Source organism: Streptomyces sp. NPDC048142 (assembly GCF_043202835.1).
Taxonomy (GTDB): domain Bacteria; phylum Actinomycetota; class Actinomycetes; order Streptomycetales; family Streptomycetaceae; genus Streptomyces.
In genome coordinates this window covers 135,419-148,070 of the sequence record NZ_JBIDBC010000005.1, presented here as the reverse complement: position 1 = coordinate 148,070, position 12,652 = coordinate 135,419, and the positions used below count along the sequence as shown (strand labels likewise).

At 70.8% G+C, this 12,652-nt stretch carries 13 protein-coding genes; all 13 read left to right on the top strand.

Features of this window, described 5'->3' with window-relative positions; all coding sequences use genetic code 11:
• Positions 1-298 precede the first annotated feature (298 nt).
• Positions 299-1,012, top strand: coding sequence for a phosphatidylinositol phosphate synthase (gene pgsA / locus ACGF2Y_RS09360; RefSeq protein ID WP_392944520.1), 714 nt, complete (start codon positions 299-301; stop codon positions 1,010-1,012).
• On the top strand, positions 1,009-1,932 hold the full coding sequence (locus tag ACGF2Y_RS09355) for a phosphatidylinositol mannoside acyltransferase (protein WP_392944518.1): 924 nt from the start codon (positions 1,009-1,011) through the stop codon (positions 1,930-1,932). The genes pgsA and ACGF2Y_RS09355 overlap by 4 nt, the downstream gene beginning before the upstream one ends.
• Positions 1,929-3,089, top strand: a complete 1,161-nt coding sequence (locus tag ACGF2Y_RS09350; RefSeq protein WP_392944516.1) for a glycosyltransferase family 4 protein — start codon at positions 1,929-1,931, stop codon at positions 3,087-3,089. The genes ACGF2Y_RS09355 and ACGF2Y_RS09350 overlap by 4 nt, the downstream gene beginning before the upstream one ends.
• A 68-nt stretch (positions 3,090-3,157) precedes the next feature.
• A complete protein-coding gene (locus tag ACGF2Y_RS09345) occupies positions 3,158-3,706 on the top strand; it encodes a hypothetical protein (RefSeq protein ID WP_392944514.1) in 549 nt (182 codons plus the stop codon).
• 285 nt (positions 3,707-3,991) lie between these two features.
• Positions 3,992-4,912 (top strand): pyridoxal 5'-phosphate synthase lyase subunit PdxS, encoded by a 921-nt coding sequence (gene pdxS, locus ACGF2Y_RS09340; RefSeq protein ID WP_018960500.1) that lies wholly within the window; start codon positions 3,992-3,994, stop codon positions 4,910-4,912.
• Positions 4,913-4,918: 6 nt separating this feature from the next.
• Complete coding sequence (pdxT, locus tag ACGF2Y_RS09335) at positions 4,919-5,551, top strand: pyridoxal 5'-phosphate synthase glutaminase subunit PdxT (protein WP_392944512.1); 633 nt, start codon at positions 4,919-4,921, stop codon at positions 5,549-5,551.
• A 61-nt stretch (positions 5,552-5,612) separates the two neighbouring features.
• Positions 5,613-6,365 carry a YebC/PmpR family DNA-binding transcriptional regulator gene (locus ACGF2Y_RS09330; RefSeq protein WP_392944510.1) on the top strand — a complete coding sequence of 251 codons (753 nt, stop codon included), beginning with the start codon at positions 5,613-5,615 and terminating at the stop codon, positions 6,363-6,365.
• A 182-nt stretch (positions 6,366-6,547) separates the two neighbouring features.
• Positions 6,548-7,216 carry a crossover junction endodeoxyribonuclease RuvC gene (gene ruvC / locus ACGF2Y_RS09325; RefSeq protein WP_392944755.1) on the top strand — a complete coding sequence of 223 codons (669 nt, stop codon included), beginning with the start codon at positions 6,548-6,550 and terminating at the stop codon, positions 7,214-7,216.
• A complete protein-coding gene (gene ruvA, locus ACGF2Y_RS09320; RefSeq protein WP_392944508.1) occupies positions 7,213-7,839 on the top strand; it encodes a Holliday junction branch migration protein RuvA in 627 nt (208 codons plus the stop codon). The genes ruvC and ruvA overlap by 4 nt, the downstream gene beginning before the upstream one ends.
• A 37-nt stretch (positions 7,840-7,876) precedes the next feature.
• Positions 7,877-8,962, top strand: coding sequence for a Holliday junction branch migration DNA helicase RuvB (gene ruvB, locus ACGF2Y_RS09315; RefSeq protein WP_392944506.1), 1,086 nt, complete (start codon positions 7,877-7,879; stop codon positions 8,960-8,962).
• Between the two features lie 164 nt (positions 8,963-9,126).
• Complete coding sequence (yajC, locus tag ACGF2Y_RS09310; protein WP_392944504.1) at positions 9,127-9,609, top strand: preprotein translocase subunit YajC; 483 nt, start codon at positions 9,127-9,129, stop codon at positions 9,607-9,609.
• A gap of 150 nt (positions 9,610-9,759) precedes the next feature.
• Positions 9,760-11,550 (top strand): protein translocase subunit SecD, encoded by a 1,791-nt coding sequence (gene secD / locus ACGF2Y_RS09305; protein ID WP_392944502.1) that lies wholly within the window; start codon positions 9,760-9,762, stop codon positions 11,548-11,550.
• Position 11,551: 1 nt separating this feature from the next.
• Entirely contained in the window at positions 11,552-12,652 is a 1,101-nt protein-coding gene (gene secF, locus ACGF2Y_RS09300) for a protein translocase subunit SecF (RefSeq protein ID WP_392944500.1), read from the top strand.

Below are 12,652 nucleotides of genomic sequence, written 5' to 3'. Positions count from 1 at the left end.
TGCGTGCCTCCCGGTCGACGGCGCGGTGCGGGGGAGGGCGACCGCGCGCGGAGCAGCGGTGGTCACGGGTGCTCGGGGAGGCCGCCGCGGCGGCTTCGGCGACGCCCGCGGTCCTTCGAGCTTGGCACCGGAGCGGGGCCTCGTCCATACGTCGCGCACAGCCCCCGGGGGGCCTGGGCGGGAGCCCGTGTGACATCCGGCGGCGGGTGCCCGTCCGGTGGAAGGCACCGGCGGTGACTACGATGGGCCAGCCGGTGGCCGAAGGGGCCGCTCGGCGAACCGAACCCTCGGGAAGGCCATGCTGAACAAGTACGCGCGTGCATTCTTCACGCGTGTCCTCACACCGTTCGCCGCTCTGCTGCTCCGCCTCGGGGTCAGCCCCGACGCGGTCACTCTCATCGGCACGGCCGGAGTGATGGCAGGTGCGCTGGTCTTTTTCCCGATGGGGGAGTTCTTCTGGGGCACGATCGTCATCACGGTCTTCGTCTTCTCCGACCTCGTCGACGGCAACATGGCGCGGCAGGCCGGGATCTCCAGCCGCTGGGGCGCGTTCCTCGACTCGACGCTGGACCGGGTCGCCGACGGGGCGATCTTCGCCGGCTTCGCCCTCTGGTACGCGGGCAGCGGTGACGACAACATCCTGTGCGCCGTCGCGATCTTCTGCCTGGCCAGCGGCCAGGTGGTCTCGTACACCAAGGCGCGCGGCGAGTCGATCGGCCTGCCGGTCGCGGTCAACGGCCTGGTGGAGCGCGCCGAGCGCCTGGTCATCTCGCTGGTCGCCGCCGGTCTCGCCGGACTGCACACGTTCGGCGTCCCCGGCATCGACGTCCTGCTGCCGATCGCGCTGTGGATCGTCGCCGCGGGCAGCCTGGTGACGCTGATCCAGCGCGTGGTGACCGTACGCCGCGAATCCGCCGAGGCGGACGCCGCGGAGGCCGCCGCCGGGGCACAGACCGCCGCGGACGCGTCCGCCGCCGGCTCCGCCGGTCAGGGGAGCGAGGCCGACCGGTGAGCGCCGGCGCGTCCGATCTGAAGGGCCGGATCACCGACGGGCTGTACGGGCTGGGCTGGAGCGCCGTCAAGAAGCTGCCCGAGCCCGCCGCCGCCCGCCTCTTCCGCACCATCGCCGACCAGGCGTGGAAGCGGCGCGGCAAGAGCGTGCTGCGTCTGGAGTCGAACCTGGCGCGGGTCGTCCCCGACGCGGGCCCGGAGCGGCTGGCCGAGCTGTCGCGGGCCGGGATGCGCTCCTACATGCGCTACTGGATGGAGTCGTTCCGGCTGCCGACCTGGACCCCGGAGCGCATCAGGAACAGCATCGACGTTCAGGACGTCCACCACCTGACCGAGGGCCTGGACGCCGGGAACGGGGTGATCATCGCCCTGCCGCACCTGGGCAACTGGGACCTCGCGGGAGCCTGGGTCACCACCGACCTCGAGGTCCCCTTCACCACGGTCGCCGAACGGCTGGAGCCGGCGACGCTCTACGACCGGTTCGTCGCCTACCGCGAGGGCCTGGGCATGGAGGTCCTGCCGCACAGCGGCGGGTCCGCCTTCGGCACCCTGGCCCGCCGACTGCGCGCGGGCGGCCTGATCTGCCTGGTCGCGGACCGGGACCTGTCCGCCTCCGGCGTCGAGGTGTCGTTCTTCGGCGCCACCGCACGGATGCCCGCGGGCCCGGCGCTGCTCGCCCAGCAGACCGGCGCGCTGCTGCTGCCGGTGACCCTCTGGTACGACGGCACACCGGTGATGAAGGCGCGCATCCACCCGGCGGTCTACGCGCCGCGGGAGGGCACCCGCGCCGAGAAGACCTCCGCCATGACCCAGGCACTGGCCGACGCCTTCGCCGGCGGCATCGCCGGGCACCCGCAGGACTGGCACATGCTCCAGCGGCTCTGGCTGGACGACCTGGACCCCCGGGGGGAACCCACGTGAAGATCGGCATCGTCTGCCCGTACTCCTGGGACGTACCGGGCGGTGTGCAGTTCCACATCCGGGACCTGGCCGAACACCTGATCCGGCTCGGCCACGAGGTCTCCGTCCTGGCCCCCGCCGACGACGAGACACCGCTGCCCCCTTACGTCGTCTCGGCGGGCCGGGCCGTCCCCGTCCCGTACAACGGCTCCGTCGCCCGGCTGAACTTCGGCTTCCTCTCGGCGGCCCGGGTGCGGCGCTGGCTCCACGACGGCACGTTCGACGTGATCCACATCCACGAGCCGACCTCCCCTTCGCTGGGTCTGCTGGCCTGCTGGGCGGCGCAGGGCCCGATCGTGGCCACCTTCCACACCTCCAACCCGCGCTCCCGGGCGATGATCGCCGCGTACCCGATCCTGCAGCCCGCGCTGGAGAAGATCAGTGCCCGGATCGCGGTCAGCGAGTACGCCCGGCGCACGCTGGTCGAACACCTCGGCGGCGACGCCGTCCTCATCCCCAACGGTGTCGACGTCGGCTTCTTCGCCAAGGCCGAGCCGAAGGCCGCATGGCAGGGGCAGACCCTCGGCTTCATCGGCCGCATCGACGAACCCCGCAAGGGCCTGCCCGTCCTGATGAGGGCACTGCCCGCGATCCTCGCCGCCCGCCCCGGAGCCCGGCTGCTGGTCGCCGGGCGCGGCGACGAGGAGGAGGCGGTGGCCTCGCTGCCGAAGGAAGTGCGCGAGCGCGTCGAGTTCCTCGGCATGGTCAGCGACGAGGACAAGGCCCGGCTGCTGCGCAGCGTCGATGTGTACGTGGCCCCCAACACCGGCGGCGAGAGCTTCGGCATCATCCTGGTCGAGGCGCTGTCGGCCGGTGCTCCGGTGCTGGCGAGCGACCTGGACGCCTTCGCGCAGGTGCTGGACCAGGGTGCGGCGGGCGACCTGTTCGCCAACGAGGACGCCGACGCGCTGGCCGCCGCCGCGATCCGGCTGCTGGGCGACCCGGAGCGCCGGGCCGGACTGCGCGAGCGCGGCGAGGCCCACGTACGGCGCTTCGACTGGGCGACGGTGGGGGCCGACATCCTCGCGGTGTACGAGACGGTGACCGACGGGGCCGCCTCGGTCGCGGCGGACGAACGCCCGGGGCTGCGGGCCCGGTTCGGACTCGCCCGGGAATGAGCCCCCCCCGGGCCCGTACGTGACGGGGGTGCGGGCCGGGGCCGCCGGCGACGGTAGCGTGTGGGCCCGTGACCGTAACCCTCATCGTCTGGATCGTCCTCGCCCTCATCGCGGTCGGCGTGTACCTCAGCTGGACCGCCGGCCGGCTCGACCGCCTGCACTCCCGGATCGACGCCGCCCGCGCCGCCCTCGACGCCCAACTGCTGCGCCGCGCCTCGGTCACCCAGGAGCTGGCCACCTCCGGCGTCCTGGACCCGGCCGCCTCGATCGTCCTGTACGAGGCCGCGCACGCCGCCCGGCAGGCCGAGGAGGACCACCGCGAGGTCGCCGAGAGCGAACTGAGCACCGCCCTGCGCGCCGTCTTCGGTGAACCGGTCCAGGTCGACGCGGTGAAGGAGATCCCCGGCGGCGAGGAGGCGGCCACCGAACTGGCCGCCGCCGTACGCCGTGTCCCCATGGCCCGGCGCTTCCACAACGACTCCGTACGCGCCGCCCGTGCCCTGCGCCGGCACCGTACCGTCCGGCTCTTCCGGCTGGCCGGGCACGCGCCGTTCCCGCTCGCCTTCGAGATGGACGACGCCCCGCCGGTGGCCCTCGCGGACCGCCCCGGCACCTAGGGCCTCTCGTTTGGATCATGTCGGGCTCGCGGGGTCCGGCACGCACATCTGCCGCGTTGTCGTCAGTCTCCGACGCTCCGCGTCGACTCCCTCCTCCGCCTTGCAGCTGCACGCACCGGACCCCGCTCCCTGATCCGACCTGATCCAAACGAAAGGCCCTGGGGCCTGTCGGCCGGTCCAGGGCCAAAACGATCCACGGCCTGTCCATTGGCCCTTGCCGTGGACTGGTCCCACAGCGTTTGCTCGGCGATGCAGTCTCCAGCGTCTTTCACCGAGTGAGGTCCCGTGTCCACGCTTCCCAGCACCCCGCAGTCCGCCGAGTACCCCGCCACCGGCACCGCCCGCGTCAAGCGCGGCATGGCCGAGCAGCTCAAGGGCGGCGTGATCATGGACGTCGTCGACGCCGAGCAGGCGAAGATCGCCGAGGACGCGGGCGCCGTGGCCGTCATGGCCCTGGAGCGGGTCCCGGCCGACATCCGCAAGGACGGCGGCGTGGCCCGGATGTCCGACCCCAACATGATCGAGGAGATCATCGGGGCCGTCTCCATCCCCGTCATGGCCAAGTCCCGCATCGGCCACTTCGTCGAGGCCCAGGTGCTCCAGTCCCTCGGCGTCGACTACATCGACGAGTCCGAGGTCCTGACACCGGCCGACGAGGTCAACCACAGCGACAAGTTCGCCTTCACCACCCCCTTCGTCTGCGGCGCGACCAACCTGGGCGAGGCGCTGCGCCGTATCGCCGAGGGCGCTGCCATGATCCGCTCGAAGGGCGAGGCCGGCACCGGCAACGTCGTCGAGGCCGTCCGCCACCTGCGCCAGATCAAGAACGAGATCGCCCGGCTGCGCGGCTTCGACAACAACGAGCTGTACGCCGCCGCGAAGGACCTGCGCGCCCCCTACGAGCTGGTCAAGGAGGTCGCGGAGCTCGGCAAGCTGCCCGTCGTGCTGTTCTCCGCCGGTGGCGTCGCCACCCCCGCCGACGCCGCGCTGATGCGCCAGCTCGGCGCCGAGGGCGTCTTCGTCGGCTCCGGCATCTTCAAGTCCGGCGACCCGGCCAAGCGCGCCGCCGCCATCGTGAAGGCCACCACCTTCTACGACGACCCGAAGGTCATCGCGGACGCCTCCCGCAACCTGGGCGAGGCCATGGTCGGCATCAACTGCGACACGCTGCCCGAGTCCGAGCGCTACGCCAACCGCGGCTGGTAACCACTGATGAGCGACACCCCCCTGATCGGCGTGCTGGCTTTCCAGGGCGACGTACGGGAGCACCTGATCGCCCTGGCCTCGGCGGACGCCGTGGCCAGGCCGGTCCGGCGCCCCGAGGAGCTCGCCGAGGTCGACGGTCTGGTCATCCCCGGCGGCGAGTCCACCACCATGTCCAAGCTGGCCGTGCTCTTCGGCATGATGGAGCCGTTGCGCGAGCGGGTCCGGGCCGGGATGCCGGTCTACGGCACCTGCGCCGGAATGATCCTGCTGGCCGAGAAGATCCTCAACCCTTCCCCGAACGCCCGACTCCGTTCGAGCGCGGGAGACCCCGCTTCGGGTCAGGAGACCGTCGGCGGCATCGACATGATCGTGCGGCGCAACGCCTTCGGCCGGCAGAACGAGTCGTTCGAGGCCGCGGTCGAGGTCGAGGGGATCGAAGGCGGTCCCGTGGAGGGCGTGTTCATCCGGGCGCCCTGGGTCGAGTCCGTCGGCGCCGAGGTCGAGGTCATCGCGGAGCACGGCGGCCACATCGTCGCCGTACGGCAGCGAAATGTCCTCGCTACGTCGTTCCATCCCGAACTGACCGGCGATCATCGCGTGCACGCTCTGTTCGTGGACATGGTGCGCGCAGTGAACTGAGCGGACCCCGGTAGGATCTCTCGGGTTCGACTCGATTTTGGTGACGCGAAGGAGAAGGCAGATGTCCGGCCACTCTAAATGGGCTACGACGAAGCACAAGAAGGCCGTGATTGACGCCAAGCGCGGCAAGCTCTTCGCGAAGCTGATCAAGAACATCGAGGTCGCGGCGCGTTCCGGCGGCGTGGACCCCGACGGCAACCCCACGCTCGTCGACGCCATCCAGAAGGCGAAGAAGAGCTCCGTCCCGAACAAGAACATCGACTCCGCGGTCAAGCGCGGAGGCGGTCTCGAAGCGGGCGGCGCCGACTACGAGACGATCATGTACGAGGGTTACGGCCCCAACGGTGTCGCGGTGCTCATCGAGTGCCTCACCGACAACCGCAACCGTGCCGCTTCCGACGTGCGTGTCGCGATGACCCGGAACGGTGGCTCCATGGCCGACCCGGGTTCCGTCTCGTACCTGTTCAACCGCAAGGGCGTCGTGATCGTGCCCAAGGGCGGGCTGACCGAGGACGACGTCCTCGGCGCGGTCCTCGACGCGGGCGCCGAGGAGGTCAACGACCTCGGCGAGACCTTCGAGGTGGTCAGCGAGGCCACCGACATGGTCGCGGTGCGCACCGCGCTCCAGGAGGCGGGCATCGACTACGACTCCGCCGAGGCCAACTTCCTGCCGACCATGCAGGTCGAGCTGGACGAAGAGGGCGCCCGCAAGATCTTCAAGCTCATCGACGCACTGGAGGACAGCGACGACGTGCAGAACGTCTTCGCCAACTTCGACGTGTCCGACGAGGTCATGGAGAAGGTCGACGCCTGACGGCACGGCCGGCAGGGCGGACACGGCCCCGTGCGACGGGCCGACGGGGACACACCCCGTCGGCCCGTCGTCTTGTCGGTTGCGACGGTTTGTCAGTGCGAGCCGATAGCCTGCGGGAACAGATGATCGAGCGGGCGCGGCAGATCGAGCGGGCGCGGTGCACGGCGAGGACAGGGGGCTCCATGCGGGTTCTGGGTATTGACCCGGGATTGACCCGGTGCGGTGTCGGCGTGGTCGAGGGAGTCGCGGGAAGACCCCTGACCATGATCGGTGCCGGCGTCGTGCGGACCCCCTCCGACGCCGAGCTCGGCGACCGGCTCGTCGCCATCGAGCAGGGCGTGGAACAGTGGCTGGACGAGCACTCCCCGGGTTACGTGGCTGTGGAGCGCGTCTTCGCCCAGCACAACGTCCGCACGGTGATGGGCACCGCCCAGGCCAGCGCGATCGCCATGCTCTGCGCCGCCCGCCGCGGCATCCCCGTCGCCCTGCACACCCCCAGCGAGGTCAAGGCCGCGGTCACCGGAACCGGCCGCGCGGACAAGGCCCAGGTCGGCGCGATGGTGACCCGGCTGCTGAGGCTGGACGCACCGCCCAAGCCCGCCGACGCCGCCGACGCCCTGGCCCTGGCCATCTGCCACATCTGGCGCGCCCCCGCGCAGAACCGGCTCCAGCAGGCCGTCGCCGCCCACCGGACGTCCGGTGCGTCCCGGATGCCCGGCGCGTCCCGTACATCCGTGGTGCCCGGCACCCCCGGCACATCTCGTACGCCCGGCGCGGCCGGCGCTTCTCGCACGCCCAGCACGCCCAGTACGTCCGGCACGCCTCGCACGCTGAAAGGCCGCACCGCATGATCGCCTTCGTCTCCGGCCCGGTGGCCGCCCTCACCCCGACCACGGCCGTCATCGAGGTCGGCGGCATCGGCATGGCCGTCCAGTGCACCCCGCACACCCTCGCCGACCTGCGCGTCGGCAAGGAGGCCCGGCTCGCCACCTCGCTGGTCGTCCGCGAGGACTCCCTCACGCTGTACGGCTTCCGGGACGACGACGAGCGGCAGGTGTTCGAGCTGCTCCAGACCGCCAGTGGCGTCGGCCCCCGCCTCGCCCAGGCGATGCTCGCCACCCACAGCCCCGACGCCCTGCGCCTCGCGGTCTCCACCGGCGACGAGAAGGCCCTCACCGCCGTCTCCGGCATCGGCAAGAAGGGTGCCCAGAAGCTGCTCCTGGAGCTCAAGGACCGGCTCGGCGAGCCGGTCGGCGCGCACATCGGCCAGCAGGGCATCGGCACCCCCGTCACCTCCGGCTGGCGCGACCAGCTGCAGGCCGCCCTGATCGGCCTCGGTTACGCGAGCCGCGAGGCCGACGAAGCGGTCAACGCCGTCGCCCCGCAGGCCGAGGCCGCCGTCGCCGAGGGCGCCGCACCCCCCGTGCCGCAGCTGCTGCGGGCCGCCCTGCAGACCCTCAACCGCGCACGCTGACCCGGCACCGGCACCGAACCACCGAAGAGGCCCTCACATGAACTGGGACGAGACCGGACCCGAGACCGACGAGCCGACCGGCCCGGTCTTCGACGACCGGCTGGTCGACGCGGACGCGGACGGCGAGGACACCGCGGTCGAGGCGGCCCTGCGTCCCAAGGACCTGGAGGAGTTCGTCGGCCAGGAGAAGGTCCGCGAACAGCTCGACCTGGTCCTCAAGGCCGCCCGCGCCCGCGGCGCCACCGCCGACCATGTGCTGCTCTCGGGCGCCCCCGGCCTCGGCAAGACCACCCTCTCGATGATCATCGCCGCCGAGATGAACGCCCCGATCAGGATCACCTCGGGCCCCGCCATCCAGCACGCCGGGGACCTCGCGGCGATCCTCTCCTCCCTCCAGGAGGGCGAGGTCCTCTTCCTCGACGAGATCCACCGCATGTCCCGGCCCGCCGAGGAGATGCTCTACATGGCGATGGAGGACTTCCGCGTCGACGTCATCGTCGGCAAGGGCCCCGGAGCCACCGCGATCCCGCTCGAACTGCCCCCGTTCACCCTCGTCGGGGCCACCACCCGGGCCGGGCTGCTGCCGCCCCCGCTGCGCGACCGCTTCGGCTTCACCGGGCACATGGAGTTCTACGCCCCCGCCGAACTGGAACGCGTCATCCACCGCTCCGCCCGCCTGCTCGACGTCGGCATCGACGTGGAGGGCGCCGCCGAGATCGCCGGACGCTCCCGCGGCACCCCCCGTATCGCCAACCGCCTGCTGCGCCGGGTCCGCGACTACGCCCAGGTCAAGGCGGAGGGAGTGATCGACCGGGAGATCGCGATGGCGGCCCTCAAGGTGTACGAGGTTGACGCCCGCGGACTCGATCGGCTGGACCGTGCCGTCCTCGGCGCCCTGCTGAAACTCTTCGGCGGCGGACCCGTGGGCCTGTCCACGCTGGCGGTCGCCGTGGGGGAGGAGCGGGAGACCGTCGAGGAGGTCGCCGAACCCTTCCTCGTACGGGAAGGACTGCTGGCCAGGACCCCGCGCGGCCGCGTCGGCACCCCGGCGGCCTGGGCGCATCTGGGACTGGTCCCGCCGCAGCACGGAGCAAAGGGACAACAGGGTCTGTTCGGGGCGTGATGCGTCACAGGTTCGCGTCCGCAGGAACCCGGGTGCCATGCTGGGCGTTGTTCCATTGATGCGGACTCGCTTAGACTCCGCCGACGCCGCCCTTACCGGTCGGTGTACCCACCCCCGTATACAGGCCGCATTCCAGCGCGGTCGTGCGAAGGAATTCCCGTCCCGTGGATATCTTGACTCTTCTCCCCTTCATCGTGCTCATCGGGGCCATGTTCCTGATGACCCGCTCCGCCAAGAAGAAGCAGGCGGCGGCCGCGCAGATGCGCAATGACATGCAGCTCGGCACCGGCGTCCGGACGATCGGGGGCATGTACGCCACCGTCAAGGAAGTCCACGACGACACCGTTCTCCTCGAGGTCGCCCCCGGCGTGCACGCCATCTACGCGAAGAACTCGATCGGCGCTGTCCTGGACGACGCGGAGTACAACCGCATCGTGCACGGCGACGACCAGGAGCTGGACGCGGACGGCACCGTCGTTCCCGACGACGCCTCCTCGCTGACCGGTGAGTCCGATGCCGAGATCACCAAGATCGACCTGGGCAAGGACGAAGCGGCCGACGCCTCCGGGACCGAGGAAGCTGCGGTCAAGGACGCCAAGGACGCCAAGGGCGAGAGCAAGACCGACGGCGAGAGCGACTCCAAGTAGTTCTCACGATCCCGGGGACGTCGCGCGCCCACCGGTGCGCGACGTCCCCAGGACCGTGCGGTCGTCTGCGGGGGCAGGGTCCCCACTACACTTCGTGGCCGCTCGGGCGCGTACCCGGCGCGGGGCGGTTGGACAGGGAGAAACGAGAAGGTGGCAGCACCCAAGAAGGGCCGAGGGCCGTCCGGCGGTCAGGGCAGGCCAGGGCGTGCCCTGGTTCTGATCCTCATCGCCATGGTCGCGCTCACCGGCGGGTTGTTCCTGTCCGGGCACACCACGCCCCGGCTGGGCATCGACCTGGCCGGCGGGACGTCGATCACGCTGGAAGCGCAGAACCAGCCCGGCAAGCCGAACGCGATCAACCCGACCAACATGAACACCGCGGTCGGGATCATCGAGCGGCGTGTCAACGGTCTGGGCGTCTCCGAGGCCGAGGTCCAGACCCAGGGCTCGAAGAACATCATCGTCAACATCCCCAAGGGGACGAACTCCAAGCAGGCCCAGGAGCAGGTCGGCACCACCGCCCAGCTCTACTTCCGGCCTGTTCTGACGGTGCAGGCGAGCGGCCCCGAGCAGCCCACGCCCTCCGGTTCCGAGACCCCGTCGGGCAGTGCCACCCCGAAGGCCGACGAGTCCGCCGAGGGTGAGGACAAGGCCAAGGGCGAGGACAAGCCCGAGGGTGAGGAGGCCACCGGTTCGGAGGCCACCCCCTCGGCGACCGCCACCACCCAGGGCCGCGCGGTCACCGGAGCCCTGACGAAGGACGACCCGACCCCCGGCGCCTCCGACGAGCCGAAGCCGTCCGATTCCCCCGAGGCGCAGCCCTCCGCGGACCCGGCGATGGCCAAGCTCCAGGAGGAGTTCGCCAAGCTCGACTGCACCGACCCCAAGCAGCGCGCGGAGGCCGGCCAGGACGCCAAGCCCACCGACCCGATCGTCGCCTGCGGCTCGAACGTCCCCGGCAGCTACGAGAAGTACGTGCTCGGCCCCGCCGAGGTCTCCGGCAGCGACGTCGACGACGCCAAGGGCGCCATCGAGCAGCAGACCGGCCAGTGGATCGTGTCGATGGAGTTCACCTCCGCCGGCGCCAAGAAGTTCCAGACGATCACCGGCCGGCTCTCGCAGCAGCAGCCGCCGATGAACCAGTTCGCGATCGTCCTCGACGGCGAGGTCGTCTCCGCTCCCTCGGTGCGCACGGCGCTCAGCAAGAACGCCCAGATCTCCGGCAGCTTCGACCAGCAGTCGGCCGAGGACCTCGGCAACATCCTGTCCTACGGCGCACTGCCGCTGACCTTCGAGGAGGTCAGCGTCACCACGGTGACCGCGGCGCTCGGCAGCGACCAGCTCCAGGCGGGCCTGATCGCCGGTGCGATCGGTCTGGCCCTGGTCATCATCTACCTGGTCGTCTACTACCGGGGTCTCGCGTTCATCGCGCTGCTCAGTCTGCTGGTCTCCGGCATCCTGACGTACACGATCATGGCCTTGCTGGGCCCGGCCATCGGCTTCGCGCTGAACCTGCCGGCGGTCTGCGGCGCCATCGTCGCCATCGGTATCACAGCGGACTCCTTCATCGTCTACTTCGAACGCGTCAGAGACGAGATCCGCGAGGGACGCACGCTCCGTCCGGCCATCGAGCGCGCCTGGCCGCGTGCCCGGCGCACCATCCTGGTCTCCGACTTCGTGTCGTTCCTGGCGGCGGCGGTGCTCTTCATCGTCACCGTCGGCAAGGTGCAGGGCTTCGCGTTCACGCTCGGCCTCACCACGCTCCTCGACGTCGTCGTCGTGTTCCTCTTCACCAAGCCCCTGATGACGCTCATGGGCCGGACGAAGTTCTTCTCCCGGGGCGGTCCGTGGTCCGGGCTGGACCCGAAGCGGCTCGGCGCCCAGCCGCCGTTGCGCCGCTCGCGCCGTGTCAACGCCCCCACCGAACCGAAGGAGGCGTGAGATGTCGCGACTCGGCAATCTCGGCGCCCGGCTCTACCGCGGCGAGGTCGGCTACGACTTCATCCGCAACCGCAAGATCTGGTACGGCGTCTCGATACTGATCACCATCACGGCCATCATCGGCGTGGCGGTCGGCGGCCTCCGCATGGGCATCGAGTTCGAGGGCGGCGCGGTCTTCACGACCGACACCAAGGCCCGGATCTCGACCGTCCAGGCCACGGACGTGGCGACCGAGGCCTCCGGCCACCAGGCCATCGTCCAGGAGCTCGGCAACGGCGGTCTGCGCATCCAGATCACCGAGGTCGACACCGCCACGGCCAACGAGATCAAGGAGACGCTCTCCGACGAGCTCGGCATCCCCGCCAACGACATCAACGCGGATCTGGTCGGCCCCAGCTGGGGTGAGCAGATCGCCAACAAGGCGTGGACCGGTCTCGGGGTCTTCATGATCCTGGTGGTGATCTATCTGGCCATCGCCTTCGAGTGGCGGATGGCCGTCGCCGCCCTCATCGCGCTGATCCACGACATCACCATCACGGTCGGTGTCTACGCCCTGGTCGGCTTCGAGGTCACCCCGGGCACGGTGATCGGTCTGCTGACCATTCTCGGTTACTCCCTGTACGACACGGTGGTGGTCTTCGACAGCCTCAAGGAGGGCCAGAAGGACATCACCAAGCAGACCCGCTTCACGTACAGCGAGATCGCCAACCGGTCGATCAACAGCACCCTCGTCCGTTCCATCAACACCACCGTGGTGGCGCTCCTGCCGGTGGCCGGTCTGCTGTTCATCGGCGGCGGCGTCCTCGGCGCGGGCATGCTGAACGACATCTCGCTGTCGCTGTTCGTCGGTCTCGCCGCCGGCGCCTACTCCTCGATCTTCATCGCCACGCCGCTCGTCGCCGACCTCAAGGAACGCGACCCGCAGATGAAGGCGCTGAAGAAGCGGGTCCTGGCCAAGCGGGCCGCCGCGGCCGCCAAGGGCGAGTCCCCCGACGACGACGGCCCCGAGGACCGGCGGGACGACGGCTCCCCGGACGTCGAGACGGTGGGCACGGTGATCGGCCAGCCCCGGTCGCCCGGCCGTACCCCCGGGAAGCGCTGA

Coding starts and splice junctions, on each gene's coding strand:
- secF (WP_392944500.1), top strand. CDS start 11,552: ATGTCGCGACTCGGCAATCTCGGCGCCCGGCTCTACCGCGGCGAGGTC.
- ruvC (WP_392944755.1), top strand. CDS start 6,548: ATGCGGGTTCTGGGTATTGACCCGGGATTGACCCGGTGCGGTGTCGGC.
- ruvA (WP_392944508.1), top strand. CDS start 7,213: ATGATCGCCTTCGTCTCCGGCCCGGTGGCCGCCCTCACCCCGACCACG.
- pdxT (WP_392944512.1), top strand. CDS start 4,919: ATGAGCGACACCCCCCTGATCGGCGTGCTGGCTTTCCAGGGCGACGTA.
- ACGF2Y_RS09330 (WP_392944510.1), top strand. CDS start 5,613: ATGTCCGGCCACTCTAAATGGGCTACGACGAAGCACAAGAAGGCCGTG.
- ruvB (WP_392944506.1), top strand. CDS start 7,877: ATGAACTGGGACGAGACCGGACCCGAGACCGACGAGCCGACCGGCCCG.
- pgsA (WP_392944520.1), top strand. CDS start 299: ATGCTGAACAAGTACGCGCGTGCATTCTTCACGCGTGTCCTCACACCG.